The 20,379-nt window shown below is 57.5% G+C and carries 17 protein-coding genes and 2 pseudogenes; 12 read left to right on the forward strand and 7 right to left on the reverse strand.

Annotated elements, in window-relative coordinates:
• Nucleotides 1-215 precede the first annotated feature (215 nt).
• Nucleotides 216-575 carry a hypothetical protein gene (locus ACSQ3H_RS32105; protein ID WP_436121073.1) on the forward strand — a complete coding sequence of 120 codons (360 nt, stop codon included), beginning with the start codon at nt 216-218 and terminating at the stop codon, nt 573-575.
• Between the two features lie 184 nt (nt 576-759).
• Nucleotides 760-1,059: pseudogene (locus tag ACSQ3H_RS32110) on the forward strand (HlyD family type I secretion periplasmic adaptor subunit); the annotation flags it as partial.
• Nucleotides 1,060-1,195: 136 nt separating this feature from the next.
• On the opposite strand, the gene ACSQ3H_RS32115 reads toward ACSQ3H_RS32110, so the two are convergent.
• The 3 genes from ACSQ3H_RS32115 to ACSQ3H_RS32125 all read right to left on the reverse strand — a co-directional run bounded on the left by ACSQ3H_RS32115 (nt 1,196) and on the right by ACSQ3H_RS32125 (nt 4,076).
• Nucleotides 1,196-1,363, reverse strand: coding sequence for a hypothetical protein (locus tag ACSQ3H_RS32115; RefSeq protein ID WP_436121074.1), 168 nt, complete (start codon nt 1,361-1,363; stop codon nt 1,196-1,198).
• Nucleotides 1,364-1,841: 478 nt separating this feature from the next.
• Entirely contained in the window at nt 1,842-2,684 is an 843-nt protein-coding gene (locus tag ACSQ3H_RS32120) for an alpha/beta hydrolase (RefSeq protein WP_436121075.1), read from the reverse strand.
• A 438-nt stretch (nt 2,685-3,122) separates the two neighbouring features.
• Nucleotides 3,123-4,076 carry an MBL fold metallo-hydrolase gene (locus ACSQ3H_RS32125; protein ID WP_436121076.1) on the reverse strand — a complete coding sequence of 318 codons (954 nt, stop codon included), beginning with the start codon at nt 4,074-4,076 and terminating at the stop codon, nt 3,123-3,125.
• Nucleotides 4,077-4,431: 355 nt separating this feature from the next.
• Here ACSQ3H_RS32125 and ACSQ3H_RS32130 point away from each other — a divergent pair, with 355 nt between their 5' ends.
• Nucleotides 4,432-5,454, forward strand: coding sequence for a DUF1194 domain-containing protein (locus ACSQ3H_RS32130; protein WP_436121077.1), 1,023 nt, complete (start codon nt 4,432-4,434; stop codon nt 5,452-5,454).
• A gap of 406 nt (nt 5,455-5,860) precedes the next feature.
• Here the strand turns inward: ACSQ3H_RS32130 and ACSQ3H_RS32135 are convergent, their stop codons facing one another.
• Complete coding sequence (locus tag ACSQ3H_RS32135) at nt 5,861-6,787, reverse strand: LysR substrate-binding domain-containing protein (RefSeq protein WP_436121078.1); 927 nt, start codon at nt 6,785-6,787, stop codon at nt 5,861-5,863.
• Nucleotides 6,788-7,122: 335 nt separating this feature from the next.
• Here ACSQ3H_RS32135 and katG point away from each other — a divergent pair, with 335 nt between their 5' ends.
• Entirely contained in the window at nt 7,123-9,318 is a 2,196-nt protein-coding gene (katG, locus tag ACSQ3H_RS32140; protein ID WP_436121079.1) for a catalase/peroxidase HPI, read from the forward strand.
• A gap of 255 nt (nt 9,319-9,573) precedes the next feature.
• On the opposite strand, the gene ACSQ3H_RS32145 is transcribed toward katG, so the two are convergent.
• A complete protein-coding gene (locus ACSQ3H_RS32145; RefSeq protein ID WP_436121080.1) occupies nt 9,574-9,969 on the reverse strand; it encodes a winged helix-turn-helix transcriptional regulator in 396 nt (131 codons plus the stop codon).
• A 47-nt stretch (nt 9,970-10,016) separates the two neighbouring features.
• Here ACSQ3H_RS32145 and ACSQ3H_RS32150 point away from each other — a divergent pair.
• The 7 genes and pseudogenes from ACSQ3H_RS32150 to ACSQ3H_RS32180 form a co-directional block, all read left to right on the forward strand.
• A pseudogene (locus tag ACSQ3H_RS32150) lies at nt 10,017-10,584 on the forward strand (SDR family NAD(P)-dependent oxidoreductase); the annotation flags it as partial.
• A gap of 62 nt (nt 10,585-10,646) precedes the next feature.
• Complete coding sequence (locus tag ACSQ3H_RS32155) at nt 10,647-11,315, forward strand: GntR family transcriptional regulator (protein ID WP_436121081.1); 669 nt, start codon at nt 10,647-10,649, stop codon at nt 11,313-11,315.
• A gap of 215 nt (nt 11,316-11,530) precedes the next feature.
• The gene (gene bioB / locus ACSQ3H_RS32160; RefSeq protein WP_436121082.1) at nt 11,531-12,529 is read left to right on the forward strand and encodes a biotin synthase BioB; all 999 of its coding nucleotides are present in this window, start codon (nt 11,531-11,533) and stop codon (nt 12,527-12,529) included.
• Nucleotides 12,526-13,668, forward strand: a complete 1,143-nt coding sequence (locus ACSQ3H_RS32165) for an 8-amino-7-oxononanoate synthase (protein WP_436121083.1) — start codon at nt 12,526-12,528, stop codon at nt 13,666-13,668. The genes bioB and ACSQ3H_RS32165 overlap by 4 nt, the downstream gene beginning before the upstream one ends.
• Nucleotides 13,665-14,303 carry a dethiobiotin synthase gene (gene bioD / locus ACSQ3H_RS32170; RefSeq protein ID WP_436121084.1) on the forward strand — a complete coding sequence of 213 codons (639 nt, stop codon included), beginning with the start codon at nt 13,665-13,667 and terminating at the stop codon, nt 14,301-14,303. The genes ACSQ3H_RS32165 and bioD overlap by 4 nt, the downstream gene beginning before the upstream one ends.
• Entirely contained in the window at nt 14,300-15,565 is a 1,266-nt protein-coding gene (locus tag ACSQ3H_RS32175; protein ID WP_436121085.1) for an adenosylmethionine--8-amino-7-oxononanoate transaminase, read from the forward strand. The genes bioD and ACSQ3H_RS32175 overlap by 4 nt, the downstream gene beginning before the upstream one ends.
• Nucleotides 15,562-16,551, forward strand: coding sequence for a beta-ketoacyl-ACP synthase III (locus ACSQ3H_RS32180; protein ID WP_436121086.1), 990 nt, complete (start codon nt 15,562-15,564; stop codon nt 16,549-16,551). The genes ACSQ3H_RS32175 and ACSQ3H_RS32180 overlap by 4 nt, the downstream gene beginning before the upstream one ends.
• 283 nt (nt 16,552-16,834) lie before the next feature.
• Here ACSQ3H_RS32180 and ACSQ3H_RS32185 read toward each other — a convergent pair whose 3' ends face one another.
• Nucleotides 16,835-18,160: a four-carbon acid sugar kinase family protein gene (locus ACSQ3H_RS32185; protein ID WP_436121087.1), complete on the reverse strand. Its 1,326-nt coding sequence runs from the start codon at nt 18,158-18,160 to the stop codon at nt 16,835-16,837.
• Nucleotides 18,157-19,413, reverse strand: coding sequence for a ribulose-bisphosphate carboxylase large subunit family protein (locus ACSQ3H_RS32190; protein ID WP_436121088.1), 1,257 nt, complete (start codon nt 19,411-19,413; stop codon nt 18,157-18,159). Before ACSQ3H_RS32190 ends, ACSQ3H_RS32185 begins: the two co-directional genes overlap by 4 nt.
• Before the next feature lie 123 nt (nt 19,414-19,536).
• On the opposite strand from ACSQ3H_RS32190, the gene ACSQ3H_RS32195 reads away from it, so the two are divergent.
• Complete coding sequence (locus ACSQ3H_RS32195; RefSeq protein ID WP_436121089.1) at nt 19,537-20,364, forward strand: phosphogluconate dehydrogenase C-terminal domain-containing protein; 828 nt, start codon at nt 19,537-19,539, stop codon at nt 20,362-20,364.
• Nucleotides 20,365-20,379: the final 15 nt, after the last annotated feature.

The following is a 20,379-nucleotide window of genomic DNA, read 5'->3' on the forward strand; positions in this document are numbered from 1 at the left end:
GCAGCCAGTTATTTTCGGCATGGTTCGACAATTTGGGTTGACGAAGTCATTGCGAGGAAATGTCGGGGAACATTCGGGTGCGGTCTAACTTCAGGCCGGGCAACGGATCAATTTACCGGTGCGACTTCTAACGGCTGGCGCGACCGACCGTTGCGGCTTGGCATGGCCGTGCACGGTGCAACGCAATGAACTACAGTATAGAGGACTGAACGCGGGTGACTCCTAAGGAAAAACTTAAACTAGCGCAGATTCTCGGTATCGACCCGACTGAGTTTGACAAAACACCGGACAAAATCCCGATCGAAATAAAACTATTTATCGCGATTTGGATCGCGGTCATGGGGATATGTGGCGGAAGAATTATATATGTTTTTGATGTCTACCCTGTAAATCCAAGCATAGAAGGATTAATAATGTATCCGTTATTCGGGATGTTTGTTGCGTCTATATTACTTATTTTAGAGTTAGTTTCGTATCGCGAGTGTAAAACGGGTTTCTTTTCGTTATGGCACAGAATATGGTTGGATTTATTCTATAGAAAAACACTAATTGGTAGTTTATGGGCGATAGAATAGGCTTTGGCGTTTATGGGCAATTCAATACTATTGGCGGTTAGCTTGGGTACAATACTTCAGGGCAATTGGTTACTGGGTTAACTCAAGCCCAAACTGATCTGCGTCAGTTAGGTATACTTGGTCATTACGCTTATTCCGAGTACAACATTACCAAGGCGCTTACTCTCCAGAAGTTCGCAGATCCAGCGTCACACGCGTGGCAACGGACGCCATCCCCGAACCCGATGCACAGCAGCTGGAGGGCGCGCCAGCGAAAGAACTACAGAGCATCATTCCCACCGGCAACGTTCAGCGTATGCAGAACCTCGTGTTCCCGGTGACAATCAAACCCGATACCACCACCATCGAGGTCGATGGCAGGAAAATGCTGCTGTCGCCGGGAATGTCTGTGACGGTAGAAGTCAAAACCGGTAAGCGGCGGATCTTAGAATATCTATTTTCGCCGCTTGCGGAGATTTCGTCGCAAGCCATGCAGGAGCGGTGACGGTGGTCGCACGTTTCGCCGCGAGGCGCCACTTCCATCGTCGCAGTTGGCCGCGCAGATGACGACATTCAAGATTCAAATTCTATCGCGAAGCCACAGCAACAGAGCCGAACAATGAGAATTCTGCGAGCGATGATCACGGACGCCGTGAAAGATTACACAGTCGTCGTCTATAGAGTCCGCGATTGTGCGTTTGCATGATCAGGCGAAAGGCCTCGCCATCATGTGTCAGCGCACGACGAACGAGTTCCAGATCGCCGGCGTATGCGGGTGAAACAACTATGGTCTTTGGAACTGCTGACATGGCCGATCTCCTATTGGACATATTAGATGATATTTCCAACAAAAGGTTCCCGGTTTTATCGGCTTTCCTGTCCAGTTCTGCGACACCAACCATCGCATGAAGAACCGCATTGCCCAGCCGCAATTGATAGAGGAGGCATCGGTGGAGCGTGTATCAGACAGCCTTTTTCCACACGATGCAGATGAACTGAAGGCCGGACGTAGTAACGAGGAGCATTCATTATGGTGGAATGGAAGGATCTGACCGCAGAGGAGGAGACAGCGCTCAAACGTCTGAACCGTGGTCCGGTGGCCCAAGCGTCTCGGCTTTCTTCGCATCGACGAGTTTGGAGCCCAAAAACGTGTTCCTAGCCCGGAGCTTCGCGTCCTTTCCGCCAGTCACGTAAAAATTTGCGACAGAACCAACGTGCTCGCAGAGCATAAAGATCGCTGAGATCGTCTATGCCGGCGCTGCGAAGCAAACACCGATTCGGGCGTGGTCATCCTGACGATCGCCGCTGCTTGACGGGCCCTAGGTGGCGTCTCTTCTCAGCCTCCACAAAGCAGATGACGTCGTCAACCATGCCGTCGTCCCAAATATCATTGTGACCCGAGCCGTCGTAGATCAGCATCCGCTTGGGCTCGGGAGCGATGCGATACAACGCCTCGCCCGACGACAGGGGGATGATGCCATCACGCCGGCCGTGGATGAACAGCTTCGGTTGCCTCACCTTCGCGATTTTGAGATCTGAGCGAAAGGGATCCTTGACAAGAAGAGCAACCGGAAAGAACGGGTAATGCATCTGGGCGAGCGACAGGACCGACAGGTAGGCGGACACAAGGATGACGGCGACGGCCGGCCTTTGCCCGGCCGTGTTGACGGCGACGCCGCTGCCCAGCGACTGGCCCAGCACAACAATCTCGCTTTTGGAGTGTACTGAAAGCCAGTCGAACGCGGCGATGCCGTCGGTCAGCAGCCCATCCTCGCCCGGCGAGCCGGTCGATCCCGGATAGCCGCGATAGGAAATCACCAGCAATCCAATGCCCCGCGCGGCCAGCGCCTGGGCGAGGAAACCGTAGTTGCTGACCCGGTCAGCGTTTCCAAGAAAGAACAGCACCGACGGCTTGCCGAATTCGCCTTGGCGGTAGAGTGCATGAAGCGTCTCTCCGTCGGGCGTCCTAACGTATACATTCTCGCCCCAGCTCGCGTGCTCTGGAGGAAGTGTCGCGCTGGTGCCGGGATAGAGGAGGGCGCGCTGTGAAAGATATACCAGGCCAACAAGTGACACATAGGCGAAGGCCGCCATCAGCGGCACGATCAGCAGGAGTTTTGTGGTGCTCACGACAGTATGTCCACCCGCCGGTTCGACAAAGTCCAGAATTCTACCGCAGCAAACTCGACCCGTTCCTTAATATAGCGGAATTGCGGCCCTTTATGCTTCGGCTTCGGCAGCTAACCCGAGATCGACGGGATCGGGGACCGCTGCTGAGAAGATGTCAAGATAGTTCCGCCGTTTCGTAGGGGATGACTGCTGCCCAGCTTTTCGACCTTTGTCGCACTGTATTTAATTGATGGGGTTGTCGAGAGGCTCGAGGCCGGCGCCCTCGTAGCCGATACTGGGTGCGGTAACGGTCATTCGAGATGCTTATGGCCCGGGCCTTTGCGGCCTCGCAATTCCGTGGGTCGCGGTTCCTAATACGCTCAACTAGCAATCCGAGATGAGAATTTCTGGATCGATCAAAGCGGTAATTTAAACTTGGGCACCATCAGATTTTGACCACTAGCCCGCCTTCGCAAAGACATAGGCGGTGCCCTTCCTCTCGGCAAAGCCTACCCCCGGATAGGTCCAGTGGTAGCCAAGCATCTTGATCTTGTCGGTGGCGGCGCGATCGACAAGCTTCTTGCGGTTTTCGATCGCCAGGTCCGGATTGGCGTCGAAGCCGAATTTCCACTCCGGATGCTCAAATGAGACGATTTCGTTCGTCATGGAATCGGCCGTGATAATCAGTCCTTCGCCACCCGCCACCTCGAGCGAGATATGGCCTGGTGTGTGGCCAGGCGTGTCGAGAACCGACAGTCCCGGCACGATCTCATCGCCGCCCTTCACCATCGTCATGCGATCCTTGACGGAGGCAAGATCGCGCTGGGCGCCCTTGACGAAGTCTCCCATCTCGGTCGGCATCTTTGACAAGAGCTCCGGGTCGGTCCAGAAATTCCATTCGGCGCCGCCGACATAGTAGGCGGCATTCGGCAGGAACAGCTTGTCGCCGTCGCCGAGCGTTCCCCAAATGTGGTCAGGATGTGCGTGCGTGAACACCACCTTGGTCACCGCCCCCGGATCGATGCCTGCGGCCTTGAGGTTTTCGGCAAGCTTGCCTGCCGTCGGCTGGAACTTGTTGCCCGACCCATTGTCGATGAGAATGAGGTCGCTGCCTTTCTTCATCAACGGTATGTTGGTAGCCGGCTCGGCATTACCAGAGGCCCAGCCGAGTCGCTTGGCGATTTCAGCAAGCTGTTCCGGCGACGCATCGACAGCAATGATGTTGAGCGGCAGCCTAAGTGAGCCGTCGCTCAACACTGTGACCTCGAAATCGCCTTGTACGAAACTATGAGGCGCGGCGGAAAGTGCCAGCGCCTTCCACGGCATGAGCGATGCCGAAGCTAGAGCCGCGCTGCCGACAAGGAAGCGACGGCGGTTGAGCAGATGCAGCAATTCTTCATGATCGATGGCCATGGGCGTGTCCTCCCTGGAACGGGCTCCGCAGAGCCTCACAGGAGCACACTACGCCTTGATATCTAACTTCCGAAATCACTTTACTGCCCACACATGGGCCGCCATGCCTTTCTGCGATAAAGTCGGCTGCCGCTGTTATGCCACCATAACAATGCACATCCGGTCGCGATAGTCGGCGGCCGGATGCCCGGCGCGACCGCCAACATCGCAGAACGCGCTGCCAGCGTCGGATTGTACTTGAACGGGGTCTTCCTCGAAGTGTGTGGTGCTTGGACCTGTGGGGCGGCAACGTCTGCATAACGAGCCAAATTCCTGACCAACAGAGGAGATTACCCATCCGCCAACGACCTCCTCCGTGTCTAACAATCCGCCTTCGGCCTGCGATACCATTCTGATTTTGCCTCGTTACGAGCGCATATTAACGGCCTGTCAGTCGATCAAGCCAACCACCACACTTAGAGGAGACCCTAATTATGCCTCGCGACAAGATGACGGAATTGGTACCCTCGTTTGGCGAGTACACTGGTCAGCCAACGCCGTGCGGCTCAAGGAAGAGGTCAGGGGCGGGATTACCGCAATGAGATTGGGATGGGCACTTCTCGCATCGTTCTGTGTTCTGGGCGGAAGTGCTTCCGCCGCGCAATACCCTGTTGCCGTAGATCTCGAACTGGTTATTGCCGTTGACGTTTCTTATTCGATGGATATCGAAGAACAGCGTCTTCAACGTGACGGGTATGTGGCAGCCTTCCAGAGGCCTGAGATCATCAGAGCCCTGCGTGACGGACCGCTGGGGCAGATTGCAGTAACCTATATCGAGTGGGGTGGTTCGGCTGTTCAGGTCGTGCCTTGGACCCTGATTGACGGTTCGAGGACTGCGGCCAAATTTGCGGAGAAATTGCGCCGACAGCCGATGAGACGAATATCCTTTACCTCGATCTCAAATGCGCTGGCGTTTGCACGAGAGCTTATTCGATCCAATGGATTTCGAGCCACTCGACGCATAATCGATGTATCGGGAGATGGGCCCAACAATGCCGGGGCGCCCGTACCGATAGCCCGTAATGCGGCTATCGGTACGGAGATCGTCATCGACGGTCTCCCGATTATGTTGGAAAGGGCACGGGATTCCGCATCGATTCCAGACATCGATGTCTATTATGAAAAATGCGTCATCGGCGGGGACGGTGCATTTGTATTGAAAGTATCGGACATCACCCAATTTGCTAACGCAATTCGCGACAAGCTCCTTATCGAGATTTCCGGGCTCAAGCTAAGTGGATTTCAGCAGCGCCAAACGGAACTTGCACATGTCCAATATAGAGAACCTTATAATTGCCTTGTCGGTGAAGAGCTTCAGGAGCAGTCTATTGGTAAATAGTTCAACCGCGCGTGGTTCGATGAGAATGGTGGCTTCCGGCGCACAGCGGAAGTTGGCCTGATGCAATCGTTAAGGCCATTGTGGACTTTCAAGCATAATCGAAATCGGCCCTTATCGGCGTTTTGTACAAACGCCGAAATCAGAGTGTAAATTGAAGTGCTTCGTGCCATTGAAATTGCTGATCCGAGTTCAACCCCGGTCGTCTCGGCCACTGCGGCCCGACGACCGGAATCGACCCGATGCGGCGGCCCCTCGCGACAGAAGCACCAAACGACTGGATTGAGCGGATAACGGGCGTCCATGATACCTGCGAAAATCGGTCAGCTAGTCTAGAGAGGGACGCGGGGGTGATTTGGGTGGGAATCGGTCGTTGGCTGTGCAACCGTCGAACGACAACCTTTGGCCGTCAGGGCGACGACGATATTGGATTGTGCTGCTCGCGCAACGCGTCTGCTGACTGACGAACTACTTCAGAAATCTGCAAGAGCTGTTTTGCAATTGGGCTCGTCTTGCGCCATATCATGCCAATTGTTCGCGAGGGCTGGGGACTCTTGAAGCGAGCGACAGATACTGACGCCGAGCGTGTCTCCACCGCCACTGCCATTTCTGGGATCAAAGTGACACCGATGCCAGCACTCACCATTTGGACCAGTGTGGACAGGGAGCTGCCGTCCAGCAATTCCCGTGGTCGCGCCGAATGCATATTGCAGAACGACAGAGCCTGATCGCGGAAACAATGCCCCTCTTCCAGCAGAAGCAGCCTCATTTCGCGTAGCGCTTCGCGATTGGGCACAGGCTTTCCCTCATCCTCCCCTGGCCGGACCAGCACAAAATTCTCCGCAAACAGCACAACCTCCGTCAACGAAGGTTCGGACACCGGCAGAGCAACAATAGCCGCGTCAAGCCGACCTTCCGCCAGCTCTTGGATCAGCTTCTGCGTCAGCGTCTCGCGCACGTGAATATCAAGGCCGTCATGCATGCGGGTTAGGTTGCCGATTATTGTAGGCAGCAGGTAGGGTGCGATCGTCGGGATCACGCCTATCCGCAGCCGCCCCACCAGCCGCTCCCGCGAGGCGCGCGCCAAGTCGCCCAGTTCATCTACCGAACGCAGAATGTCGCGGACGCGCAGGGCAAACTCTTCTCCGAAGTTGGTCAACCGGACCTGCCGCGCGCCTCTTTCGAAGAGCTCTGTGCCCAGCGCTTCTTCTAATTCCTTGATTTGCACCGAGATAGCAGGCTGAGAGATCGCACAGGCATCCGCCGCGCGTCCGAAGTGGTTATGTCGTGCCAACGCCTCGAAATAACGAAGCTGCTTCAGCGTCAGATTGGTCATAACGGCATCTTATCGCTGCGATTAGTAAATCCAACTTAAATTAATCAAGCCGCTCTGGTATAAGATTTGAACCGGAGATCAGGAGCAGTCGAGGTCACAACCGTGTTATGTCGTGGGCGCTCGCGGTGCGCCGATGTCCAGATTATCCAGATTGGCTGGCGCGCTGGTCCTCTTTTGCTTCAGGAGTCTTGTTCAAGGCAAGCTCACAGCAGTAGGACATTCCACGTATTTGGCACTTGGTCATCGCGCTGGCCAGAAACGGACTGTCTTCAAGGGCATTCATAGTCGTTGTTCACGGAGCAGTTCAAATAATGTAGCAACGATCGGAGAGAAAGATGGACGCAAAGACTGATGACAAGAGCGCGGGCAAATGCCCGGTTGTGCACACAACCGTTGCCAGGGCCAACCGCGACTGGTGGCCGAACCAGCTGAACGTCCAGGTTCTCCACCAGCAATCCGGACAGTCCGATCCGATGGGCGAGGCGTTCGACTACGCCAAGGAGTTCAAGAGCCTCGACCTGAACGCCGTGATCAAGGACCTGCATGCCCTGATGACGGACTCGCAGGAGTGGTGGCCGGCCGACTTTGGCCATTACGGGCCGCTGTTCATCCGCATGGCGTGGCATAGCGCCGGCACCTATCGCATCGGCGACGGCCGCGGCGGTGCCGGAGCCGGCCAGCAGCGCTTCGCGCCGCTGAACAGTTGGCCGGACAACGTGAATCTCGACAAGGCCCGCCGGCTGCTGTGGCCGATCAAGCAGAAATACGGCCGGAAGATCTCCTGGGCCGACCTTATGATTCTCACGGGCAACGTTGCCCTCGAGTCGATGGGCTTCAAGACGTTCGGTTTCGGCGGTGGGCGTGAGGATGTCTGGGAGCCCGAACAGGACATCTATTGGGGTCCCGAAGGCAAGTGGCTGGCGGACGAGCGCTACAGCGGCGACCGTGATCTTGAAAATCCTCTGGGTGCCGTGCAGATGGGTCTGATTTACGTGAATCCGGAAGGGCCGAACGGTAATCCGGATCCTCTTGCCGCGGCGCGGGACATTCGCGACACCTTCGCGCGCATGGCGATGAACGACGAGGAGACCGTCGCGCTCATCGCCGGCGGACACACCTTCGGCAAGACCCACGGCGCCGGCGATGCGACGCTGGTGGGCCCGGAGCCTGAAGCCGCCGACATCGAGCAGCAGGGCCTCGGCTGGGTGAACAAATTCGGCACCGGCAAGGGTGGTGATGCGATCGGTAGCGGCCTGGAAGTGATCTGGACCACGACGCCAACGAAGTGGAGCAACAACTTCTTCGACAATCTGTTCGGCTACGAATGGGAACTGACCAAGAGCCCGGCCGGCGCGCACCAGTGGACGCCGAAGGGCGGCGCGGGTGCCGGCACCGTGCCGGATGCGCACAATGCGGCCAAGCACCACGCGCCCTCCATGCTGACCACCGACCTCGCCTTGCGGTTCGATCCTTCCTACGAAACGATCTCAAGGCGCTTCCACGAGAATCCCGATCAGTTCGCGGACGCGTTTGCCCGGGCGTGGTACAAGCTGACGCACCGCGACATGGGCCCTATCGTGCGCTATCTCGGCCCGCTCGTTCCGAAGGAGGAACTGTCCTGGCAAGACACCATTCTCTCCGTGGATCATGTCCTGATCGACGAGCAGGACGTTGCCGCCCTGAAGGCCAAGATCCTCGCCTCCGGCCTTACAGTGCCGCAGCTGGTTTCGACGGCCTGGGCGTCGGCATCGACGTTCCGTGGCTCCGACAAGCGCGGCGGCGCCAATGGCGCGCGCATTCGCCTCGCGCCGCAGAAGGACTGGGACGTCAACCAGCCGGCTCAGCTGGCGAAGGTGCTCGAGAAGTTCGAAGCGATCCAGAAGGAGTTCAATGCTTCGCAGTCCGGCGACAAGAGAGTTTCGCTTGCCGACCTGATCGTTCTTGGCGGCGGCGCGGCAATCGAGAAGGCCGCGAAGGACGCCGGACAGGACCTGAAGGTTCCCTTCACGCCCGGGCGCATGGACGCGTCGCAAGACCAGACAGACATCCACTCCTTTGCTCCGCTGGAACCGATCGTTGACGGTTTCCGCAACTATGTGCGCGGCAAGCAGCGTCTGACCGTCGAGGAGGCGTTGGTGGACCGGGCGCAATTGCTGACACTGACGGCGCCAGAGCTGACGGTTCTCATCGGCGGTCTGCGCGTTCTCGGCGCGAACGCAGGGCAGTCGAAGCACGGCGTCTTCACCAAGCGGCCGGAAACGCTGTCCAACGACTTCTTCGTGAACCTGCTCGACATGGGCACGGAATGGAAGGCAACATCGGACGCCAAGGACGTGTTCGAAGGACGTGACCGAGCGACAGGCGAACTCAAGTGGAGCGGCACCCGCGTAGACCTCATCTTCGGTTCGCACTCCCAGCTGCGCGCCCTTGCGGAAGTCTATGCCTGCGCGGACTCGAAGGACAAGTTTGTGAAAGACTTCGTGGCGGCGTGGAACAAGGTGATGAACCTGGACCGCTTCGACCTTGCCTGATCGCGGCGAAGGCGTTCGGGCGCTCCTGGAGCACGGCTGCGTCAGAGCGTCGGGTTCGGGGTCTCGCCGCCGGTTCTTCAGTTCGGAAAGCGGCCGAGGCGGCCGTCGCTGCGGCGAGTCTTGCATGCCTGAGAGCAGGTGCTCAACCCTCGATACCCAGTCGGCTTGAGCTCTCATCTTTTATCGAACATCGGTTGTACGGTTTTGAAACTGTCCCGAGAGATTGAACAGCGAATGCGGCATAGGGTCATCGGCTCAGCTCGGTATTTCGTCGACATTCTCGGGATGAAGGCGGGAGAACTCCCTCACCGACATCAGGACCGGCATGAAGCGGCGACCAGAATCCGTAAGACCATACTCGACACGTGGCGGCTGCTCACCAAAGTCGCGCCTCACCACAAGTCCGTCGTTCTCAAGCTCTCTGAGATGCTGCGTCAGCATCTGTTGCGAGACGTTTGGAATGTCTCGCAACAACTGCAACGTCCGCATCGACGGCTCTGCGAACAGGCGAAACAAGATCGGCAGCTTCCATCGTCCGCTGATCATGCGAAGCACTCTGGTCACATGGGCGACCGATCCATCCGGGCCAATGCAAACATCTCTTTCCTCTCGTTCTATAGGCACTTTTAAGTGCGTAATTGCTTCGTTCATCGTCCGATCCTCTTATCAAGTCTTGACATGAACATGGGAATGACGCGATGGATTTGAAACTTGATGGCAAGGTTGCGCTGGTTACAGGCAGCAGCAAAGGTATCGGGGAAGGGGTGGCCCGAGGGCTTGCCCGCGAGGGTGCCATCGTCATTGTTCACGGCCGCAACAAGACCGAGGCCGAGGAAGTCGCTCACGACATTGCCGCTCAGGGCGGCCGCGCCCATGTCGTCATCGGCGACCTGACGAAGGAAGACGAGGTGCAACGCCTCGTCGATGAGGCGCAGGCTTTCGTCAAGCCCGTCGGGATCCTGATCAACAACGCGGGTGGCTCAGGTGCGACTGAGGACTGGACTACGACGCGGCCCGAGACCTGGGCGGCGGGATATGATCGCAACGTCCTTGCGGCCGTTCGAGTCACTTCGCGTCTGCTACCAAGCATGCGGGAGGCGAAATGGGGAAGGATCGTCAACATTTCTAGCCTCGCGGCATTGATGCCTCCTTTCAAAAGACCTGACTATGGCAGCCATGATCGCAATGACCGCATCCTTGGCAAAGGCTGTTGCTATGGATGGTATTACGGTCAATACCGTTTCGCCTGGAACGATCCGTAAGGCGTTATATAGGAAAAAGATTCGCCCGGGCTCGACAGGCATTCGGAAGCAAAATATCTATAAAACATGGCCGCAACCACTGAAGACACAATCGCCAACCGCATCAGCCGTATCCTTGCTGACAGGATCGTGACCGGACAATTGGAGCCGGGTACGAAACTGCGGCAGGATCACATCGCCGAGGAATTTGGCGCGAGCCATGTGCCGGTCCGGGAGGCGTTCCGCAAGCTGGAGGCGCAGGGGCTGGCGGTCAGCGAGCCGCGCCGCGGTGTGCGCGTCGCTTCCTTTGATCTGAAGGAAGTGCGGGAAGTGGCACTGATGCGTGCCGAGCTCGAGGGTCTTGCGCTGCGGCAGGCTGCCCAACATTTGACATCGTCAATTCTAGAGCAGGCTGAAGAGGCAACTGTTGCCGGGGACAATTCTCGCGATGTGCGCTCCTGGGAGGAGGCAAACCGGCGGTTTCACCGGCTGATCCTCGTGCCATGCGGCATGCCGCGGCTGCTTGCCGCCATCGATGACCTTCATTCGGTAAGCGCGCGTTTCCTGTTTTCCGCCTGGCGGTCCGATTGGGAAGTGCGGACCGATCATGATCATCGCGCTATCCTCGGATATCTGCGCCAGGGCAACATCGACAACGCCGTTGCTGTGCTTGAGCGCCACGTCCAGTGGATCGGGCAAAAGCCTGTCAGAAGCGCTACAGGTTCGACGCGCGACGCTTTCGCGATCGTTGGCTAGCTTAAGCCACCCTTAAAGCCTCTCCTATTGCTGTGCAGACTTCCTACCGCAAGGCGTTTCGGTTCTCCCCAGTTGTTCTGACAAAAGCCGCTCTGATTTCGGAGGCCGTCTCTAACGCGGTTGCGTTTTTTAACGTGCTGGCTAGAGTTATAGATAAGTATTGATTCTATCTATAATTTTTCTTACCCAACCGGAAGAACGGAGGAACTCCCCGCATGTCTGAAGTATCAGCGTTGAAATCTGCCGATACAGCCCCTTCCGTTGGTGATTTGTGGAGTTTTTCAGAGGCCAGTAAAATCTATAATTTGCCATTCAACGATCTGCTGTTTCAGGCGCACATCGTCCACAGGGAGAATTTCGACCCCAACGCCGTGCAGTTGAGCAGGCTCCTGTCGATCAAAACAGGGGGATGCCCAGAGGATTGCGGCTATTGCAGCCAATCCGCCCATTATCCCACCGGCCTCAAGGCTTCCAAATTGATGGAGGTCGAACGCGTGCTTGCCGAGGCCCGCAAGGCGAAGGAGGGCGGCGCGACGCGCTATTGCATGGGGGCTGCCTGGCGCAGCCCCAAAGACCGCGACATGGACATGGTCGTCACCATGGTCGAGGGTGTCCGGGAGCTTGGCATGGAGACCTGCATGACGCTTGGTATGCTGTCGCCGGCGCAGGCAGCGAGGCTTGGCGGTGCGGGTCTTGATTATTACAATCACAACATCGATACGTCGGAACGCTTCTACAGCGAGATCATCACAACGCGCAGCTTCGCGGATCGTCTGGAGACACTCGCGAACGTGCGGGAGGCGGGGATCAGGGTCTGTGCAGGCGGCATCCTTGGCATGGGCGAGACGACTGACGACCATATCGCCATGCTGGTAACGCTCGCCAATCTGCCGGTTCAACCGGAGAGCGTACCGATCAATATGCTCATCCCAATTCCGGGGTCAAAGCTCGGCGACGCGGCTCCGGTTGATCCCATTGAATTTGTCCGCGCAGTAGCGCTCGCCCGCATTCTCATGCCAAAGACCCATGTCCGTCTCTCGGCAGGGCGCACGGAGATGAGCGACGAGATGCAGGCGCTGTGTTTCTTTGCCGGGGCAAATTCCATCTTTGTCGGCGATACGCTACTGACAGCGGATAACCCCGGCGAAGATCATGACACCGGGCTGTTTCGCCGTCTCGGTCTGAAGGCGATGGCGCTGGGTGCCGCTGAATGAGTGAGCGTCTTGCCCGCTATGCAAAGACGCTGAGCGGGCTGGGGCGGAAGGGACGGCGGCGTGCGCTCGTACCGCAGGGTGGCATTGATTTCACATCGAATGACTATCTTGGCCTTGCCAACTCACCACGCATCCAGTCTGCCATTGCCACAGCTTTGGAGCGCGGTGTTGCCGTCGGTTCAGGCGGGTCGCGTCTGCTGCGCGGCAATCATCCCGAGCACGAGGCGCTCGAAGCTGAAGCCGCCGTCTTTTTCGGAACGGAGCGGGCGCTCTATTTTTCCAGCGGCTATGCGGCCAATACCGCGCTCTTTTCAACGCTGCCGCAACGTGGCGATCTCATTGTCCATGATGCCCTCATCCATGCAAGTGCGCGTGAAGGCATTGCAGCCAGCCGGGCCCAGGCGGCGCTTGCACGGCACAACGATGTGGCTGATTTCGAGGAAGCGATCGTTAGGTGGCGCAAAGACGGTGGGATGGGGCATCCCTGGATCGCGGTCGAGAGCCTCTATTCGATGGATGGTGACCGCGCCCCGCTGGCGGAGCTTCTCAGTGTGGCAGAAAGGCATGACGGCTTTCTGGTGATCGACGAGGCGCACGCGACCGGCGTCTTTGGGCCGGATGGCCGCGGTCTTGCCGCCGGGATGGAGGGCCGGGATAATGTCATCCTGCTGCACACATGTGGGAAAGCACTTGGCGTTGCGGGTGCGCTTGTCGGTGCGAACAGTTTGATTTGCGATTATCTCGTGAATCGGGCGCGCGCGTTCATCTATTCTACCGCGCCTTCGCCATTGATGGCCGCAGGTGTTCGTGAAGCCCTGAAAATTCTGGTGGATGAGCCGCAGCGCCGCGCGGATTTCGAGCGGCTGCGAATCTTCGCCAATACGCAGCTGACTGCCACGCTTGGTGTGGAAGGCAGCGGATCGCAAATATTACCGGTGATGATCGGCGACAATGGTCGCGCGATGCACATTGCGGAACGCATGCGAACGGAAGGTTTCGATACCCGCGCGATCCGCCCGCCAACGGTTCCGGAAGGAACGGCGCGCTTGAGGATTGCCATCACCCTCAATGTCGACCGGCCCGCAATTGTCCGCCTGTTCGACGCCTTGGCGAATATATCCGCCGAGGAAGCCGCATGACATCCCGCTTTGTCATTACAGGAACCGACACGAACATCGGCAAGACGGTGTTCTCGGCAGCATTGGCCGATGCGCTTGGTGCCTGCTATTGGAAACCCGTCCAATCGGGGCTCGAAGGCGAAACGGACAGTGAAACCGTGCGGCGTCTCGGCCGGATACCATCGTCGCGCATCTACCCCGAGGCTTGGCGGCTCAAAACGCCGGCTTCGCCGCATCTTGCCGCCAGAATCGACCATGTCCGGATCGTTCCTGAGGCGTTATCCCCTCCGTCAACGCAGTCTTCGCTTGTCATCGAAGGGGCGGGCGGCGTGCTGGTCCCCTTGACGGAAAGCTCGGTGTTTGCCGATGTCTTCACCCGTTGGCAGATACCTGTCATCCTTTGCGCCCGCACCGGGCTTGGAACGATAAACCACACACTGCTGTCACTCGAAGCGTTGCGCCGCCGTTCTATTCCGGTTTTCGGTGTGGTTTTCATCGGCGATGAAGAGGCGGACACACAAGCGATCATCGCGAAACTCGGCGACGTGACCTGTCTTGGCCGGTTACCGCTGCTTGACCCGCTGACATCTGACACCCTCCCCCAAGCCTTCAACGATCATTTCGATATTTCCTGCTTTCAGAAAGGTATTCAGTGACCTTATCGCCCGTCTGGCACCCGTTTACCCAGCATGCTCTGGAACCGGCAATGAAGCGCATTGCCAGAACGGAAGGAGCCTATCTCTATGATGAGCAGGGACACGCTATCCTGGATGCGATCTCTTCCTGGTGGGTGATCACGCATGGCCATCGCCATCCTCTCATCATGGCGGCGATCCGCAATGCCTGCGAGACCTATGACCAGATCATCTTTGCCGAGTATACCCACGAACCGGCCGAAGAACTGGCGAGAGGTTTGGTCGCCATCGCCCCTACCGGGCTCGACCATGTATTCTATTCCGACAGCGGATCGACCTGCGTTGAGGTTGCGCTGAAGATGGCGCTCGGTTTCTTCCATAATTCCGGTGCGCCGCGCTCCCGCATCGCCGTCATGGAGCATGGCTATCACGGCGATACGGTCGGTACCATGTCAGCGGGCGAGAGGGGTGTCTTCAACGCCGCCTATGAGCCGATGCTATTTGGTGTCGATCGACTGCCGTTTCCCGAACCCGGACACGAGCAGGACACGCTCGACGCCTTCGAGACATTCTGCCGGAGCGGGCAGGTTGCAGCACTGCTGATTGAGCCGCTTGTGCTCGGGGCGGGGGGCATGCGGATGTATCCGGCGTCGCTTCTTACCGAGCTGAAGGCGGTCGCGACAAGGCATGGCAGTCTGATGATCGCCGACGAAGTGATGACGGGCTGGGGGCGCACAGGCAGCCTTTTTGCCTGTGAACAGGCAAATATTAGGCCGGATATTCTGTGCACATCCAAGGGGCTGACGGGCGGGTCGTTGCCGCTGGCGGCAACCTTGTGTTCGGCAGAAATATTCGATGCGCATCTGTCCACCGATCGAAGCCGGACACTCTTCCATTCGAGCTCTTACACGGCCAATCCGATTGCATGCGCGGCTGCGTTGGCCAATCTCGCTGCATGGAAGACGGAGCCGGTCATGACACGCATCCGCGCCTTGGAAGCCAAGCACCGGATAAGGCTGGAACGCTTCAGGCGGGACCCGCGCTTTGGCAATGTGCGCCAGACCGGGACGATCGTTGCGCTTGACGTCAATGTTCCGGCTTCCGGTTACCTTTCAGACGCAGGACCAAAGCTCAGGGCATTCTTCAGAGAACGGAATCTCCTCATCAGACCCCTCGGCAATGTGATCTATCTGATGACACCCTATTGCGTGACCACGGACGATCTCGACCGGTCCTACGATGCGATCGACGAGGCAGCGGACATATTCGTAGGTGATCGATGAGCCGGGTCGAGGCAAGCCGCATCGCGGGGTTTGGTCACTACACGCCAGCGCGCCGTGTTGATAATGCGGAGATAGAAAACCAGCTTGGTCTCGAAGCTGGCTGGATCGAGCGCCGGACCGGTATTCGTTCGCGGCGTTGGGTCCTCGACGGAGAACTGCTTACCGATCTCGCAGCAAAAGCAGGTGCTGCAGCGCTTGAGAACGGTAATATAGATCGCGGCGATATCGCATTGACGATCCTCGCCACATCGACGCCGGATCATCTGTTGCCACCCTCGGCGCCGTTGCTCGCCCATAGTCTTGGCTTGCAGAATTCTGGCGCGATTGATCTCGCCGGCGCCTGCTCAGGATTTATCTATGCCATGACGCTTGCCGATGGTTTTGTCCGCACGCAGGGCCGGCCAGTTCTTGTGGCGGCAGCCAATATTTTGAGCCGGCGTATCAACCCCGCAGAACGTGCCAGTGCCGTTCTTTTCGCTGACGCGGCGGGCGCTGTCGTTCTGGTCCCGACAGACAATACGGAGCAGGGACTCCTCGGTGTGGATCTGGCATCTGACGGAAGTCACTATGACCTGATTTCCATTCCGGCAGGAGGTTCCAAACAACCTTTTGCTGCGGGCGTGGCCGCTGAAGAATGCCTGATGACCATGCGCGACGGCAGGGAAATGTTTGCGCAGGCCGTGCAAATGATGACCCTTTGCGCCAAGCGGGCGCTGGCAAGCGCCAAGCTTCAGCCGTCAGACATATCGAGGTTTGTCCCGCATCAGGCCAATGCCCGTATCTTCGACGTTGTCAGCGAGAATGTTGGCATTGAGCCTGACAGGATCATTCGCACGATCGCTGAATACGGCAACTCGTCGGCTGCAACCATTCCGCTCTCACTGTCGCTCGCCCACAATGCACGGCCGTTCGTTCCCGGAGAGAGAGTGTTGTTGACCGCAGCTGGCGCTGGCCTCACGGGCGGGGCGGTGGTGTGGGGCATCTAGCGGCGCCATGCATTGCGGACATTCAGGCATAAGTCGAAAACCGCTCTTATCGGCTTTTTCAAAGGAAGGTTTATTGATGAGATTCGAATATGTACAAAACATTTAATTCGAGGGTTTCAACGGCATTGAATGACGGTCATTTTGAAGATGGGAGTATCGCGCTATCGATGTGTTGCTTGGTATTGCGACAGGGAGGGTTCACATGGCCAAAGGCACGGTTAAGCCGACAAGAACTGTTCCAAATCATCATCATATCAACTGGTACGACGACGATGATAAATTTTTAAAGTGTGCCGTCGCGGATGCGCACAAGGAAGTCCTCCTGGCCGATCTGGCCGCCCTTGAGAACGAGTTCCAACGATGCCGATCCGTCAAATCTGTGTCCCAAACAGACAGGGGAACCTGGCGATTGAGGAATCGGGTGGCGAAGCGTCAGCGCACCGATCCTGAGTTCCTTCAAGGCGTGACTTGAAGTGTCGCCACCCGCGACGATCACCCTTTTGAGATTGTTTTCTTTCGCAAGACGGTTCAACATGGCACCAAGGCGTCGACCGACCCGGTCATTTTCGTTTGAACTGCCTCCTGGCCGAGATGGCGGCGCTCCGAGTGAGGTGAAGAGCAGGGGACTCCTGCCTGATTTGAGGACCGTCGTAGCTCGCTTGGTAGCTTCCGTTTCGGCTTGACCCGATCCGACCCCGGTCGCCAGCGCCTCATAATTGACCTGGACCGGTTCAAAACCGTTTTGGCTGGCGTATCTGATCTGTGTTTCCGTGGTTGGTGAGCAGCTTCCGGACACCACGGCAATGCGGTCTTCGGCAGACAATGGTGGTTGTGGGGCAGCTTGCGGAAGTTTGCCCCTGGCGCGCAAGGTTTCAATATAGGAGTACTCGACACCGGACGACCCGAATATGAGTGGTCCCGTGCCCGCAAGCTGCATATTGACGATTTCGCCTGCGAGTCGCTGGCTCAGCGCATCGGCGACATCGATCATGATTACTCTCTTTGATTCATGTATCGCCTTGCGTAACGCCATGGCACCTTTGCCAGCGAGTAGCGATGGAAGGTCGACGAGCCCTATCGGAGCTTGTGTTTGCTTTGCCAGATGTTTGCGCAGATCCGCCTCATGCATCGGCGTTACGGGGTGACGACTCATTACCGGATGCCTGTCGATCCTGAAAATATCATCGCGAAACCGCGCATACAGTTCTCCGAACATCGTATAGCGGCCAAGTTGCGGCACCCCGACAATCAATGGGGTGGCGTCCTGTTCGAAGATTCGAAGACCGATGTCGATGGCGCGGCCGATCGAACCCTGTTCGGGGGAGCTGTCGAACGTCGAGCACACCTTGTAGTGAGAGATTGGTGCTTCGAGTGAACTGAGCCACGCGAAGACGCCTGGCAGCTCGCGATCCATCCATTCGGGTGTTTGGCTGCGGCTTGTTCCCGCCAGACCGATTGCGGCTACATTGTTGAAGACCTTCAGGAGCGCTTCATCCGGAATTTCAGTGAAAAGAACCGTCTCAACGCCGTGTGAGCTCAACGCTTCCATCGCATCAGTGGAACCCGTGAAGTCGTCGCCGTAAAAGGTGATCTGTGGCTTTACAGTCATGAGAACCGCGGCCGAAAGGTTTCAACTGCGGCGCGCAGGGCAGGGTGAGTGGCCGCATAGGTTTCAAGACTTACGCTCTCCAGGGCCGCCTGCCACGCTTCCCGCAAACTGCTGATGCCCCCGGCAAGCCCTTGCGGGTGGCCCATGATTCCGCCGCCGGCACAATAGATTAGATCCGTTGAATCGAGTGCTTTGTAGGTGTCCTCTACCTGCTCGGCCGACTGCCCTGATGAAAATACCGGCATCACCCGGAAATCCTTGCTGCCGCTGAACAGCGGAGTGAGGCATTGGCGCGCCGATGCGATGGACGATGCACCTTCTTCGCTGAATTTGTTGCGCAGGCCGTTGACATGAAGGTGATCGACACCAGCGATCCTCCAGAATTTCTGCCAAGCGATGAAACTGATGCCGATATCGGGCGAGCGCGAGAACAGGCCCCAACCATTGCGATGCCCGTGGATCGGCAAGTCTGTATGCCGTCGTAACTCTGTCATGGCAGGCAGGCCGACGCTGTGAATGCCAACCATCGCACAAGTTCCGCCTGCGTCCCGCACGAGGTCGGCGTTGCGCTTCATCTCATCCATCTCGCCCGTGATGTTGAAGGCGTACATCGGCTTCTTGCCCGTCCTGTCCGCGAAACGATTGAGAACCTTCATGACGGCCTGGACCCGGTCGGCGAATGGGCAGTGTGGACCATTGGCCTGCAGCTCATCATCCTTCAGAAAGTCGATTCCGCCCTCGGCAAGTTTCGAGACAAGGCTGGCCGTCTCCGCAGGACTCAAGCCGACGCTCGGCTTGATGATTGTGCCGATCAACGGTCCCGAGGACACGCCAGCGAGCAAACGCGTCCCGGCGATCCCCGCCTGCGGGCCGGCGTATTTTTGCGCGAACTCCTGAGGGAACTCGACATCAAGGAGGCGAAGTGCGGATACCTCGCGCAATTCGAAGAGATTGCCGGCGACGGTCGCTAGTACATTGGGCAGTGATGGTCCCATGTTCGCAAGCGACCAGGAAAGGCGAATTCTGCCGCGGATGTATTTCTTTGCATCGACTTTGCATGGGAGGGATGGCTCATCGAATTGACCAGTCACAATGACAGACTCGATGCGAGCACCATACGCCTCCTTGAGGGCCTCAGTCTCGCCTGCAAGCTTCATGAACGTGCCTGAAGATTGTTCTCCAGCGATGATGGCCGCCGTGTCGGTCAGATCGCCCGGTGTCTCGAGATCATACTCAGCGTAAATCCTGTCCACATTTTCCTCCCGTCGCTTGCCAGAACACATAGCAGGAAGAATATTACCTGATCAACTCATTATACCAGTTGACAACATGATTTCTTCTCGACAAATTCCACAACACAATCCAAGGGAGGCTTCTTGATGAAAATTGCACTTCTCGGTGCCGGCGGGAAAATGGGCACGCGGCTCGCGAAAAACCTCAAAGGCTCGCGATTTGAAGTGGTTCATGTCGAAGTCAACGAGGCTGCCAAAGCCCGTCTTAAGGACACAATCGGCGTTGATTGCGTTACGCCGGACGAAGGTCTGAAGGGAGCCCAGATCGTTATTCTGGCGGTACCCGACACGGCAATCCGGGCGGTGTCCCATCAGATCGTCGACAAGGTCGAACCGGGGGCGATGATTGTCATTCTCGATGCCGCAGCGCCGTTCGCCGGGCATCTGCCGGAGCGGGATGACATTACCTATTTCGTCACACATCCCTGCCATCCGCCAATCTTCAATGATGAGACGGATCTATCTGCCAAGCGTGATTTTTTCGGTGGTGTTGCCGCCGCGCAGTCGATTGTCAGCGCGCTAATGCAAGGGCCCGAGGAGCACTTCAACCGGGGTGAGGAAGTGGCCAAGCTGATCTACAAGCCCATCCTTCGATCCCACCGGGTTACAGTCGAACAGATGGCGCTGCTGGAACCTGGTCTTTCAGAGACAGTCTGCGCTTCTTTGCTCGTCGCCATGAAAGATGCGCTCGACGAAGTTGTGCGCAGAGGTGTCGATCCGGTCGCGGCCCGTGATTTTCTGCTCGGCCATATGAATATCCTTGGTGCGGTCATCATGGGCGAGGTGGAGGGTGTCTTCTCGGACGCTTGCAACAAAGCCATCGAAAACGGCAAACCCCGCATCATGCAGCCTGACTGGCTGAACGTATTTAATCACGACGAGATCACGGAAAGCATTCGGCGCATCACCTGATCTGCCGACCGCCTA

This window comes from Phyllobacterium sp. LjRoot231, assembly GCF_964253365.1.
Taxonomy (GTDB): Bacteria; Pseudomonadota; Alphaproteobacteria; order Rhizobiales; family Rhizobiaceae; genus Phyllobacterium.

Coding starts and splice junctions, on each gene's coding strand:
- bioB (WP_436121082.1), top strand. CDS start 11,531: ATGTCTGAAGTATCAGCGTTGAAATCTGCCGATACAGCCCCTTCCGTT.
- ACSQ3H_RS32135 (WP_436121078.1), bottom strand. CDS start 6,787: ATGACCAATCTGACGCTGAAGCAGCTTCGTTATTTCGAGGCGTTGGCA.
- ACSQ3H_RS32125 (WP_436121076.1), bottom strand. CDS start 4,076: ATGGCCATCGATCATGAAGAATTGCTGCATCTGCTCAACCGCCGTCGC.
- ACSQ3H_RS32145 (WP_436121080.1), bottom strand. CDS start 9,969: ATGAACGAAGCAATTACGCACTTAAAAGTGCCTATAGAACGAGAGGAA.
- ACSQ3H_RS32180 (WP_436121086.1), top strand. CDS start 15,562: ATGAGCCGGGTCGAGGCAAGCCGCATCGCGGGGTTTGGTCACTACACG.
- ACSQ3H_RS32155 (WP_436121081.1), top strand. CDS start 10,647: ATGGCCGCAACCACTGAAGACACAATCGCCAACCGCATCAGCCGTATC.
- katG (WP_436121079.1), top strand. CDS start 7,123: ATGGACGCAAAGACTGATGACAAGAGCGCGGGCAAATGCCCGGTTGTG.
- ACSQ3H_RS32165 (WP_436121083.1), top strand. CDS start 12,526: ATGAGTGAGCGTCTTGCCCGCTATGCAAAGACGCTGAGCGGGCTGGGG.
- ACSQ3H_RS32185 (WP_436121087.1), bottom strand. CDS start 18,160: ATGACTGTAAAGCCACAGATCACCTTTTACGGCGACGACTTCACGGGT.
- ACSQ3H_RS32115 (WP_436121074.1), bottom strand. CDS start 1,363: ATGTCAGCAGTTCCAAAGACCATAGTTGTTTCACCCGCATACGCCGGC.
- bioD (WP_436121084.1), top strand. CDS start 13,665: ATGACATCCCGCTTTGTCATTACAGGAACCGACACGAACATCGGCAAG.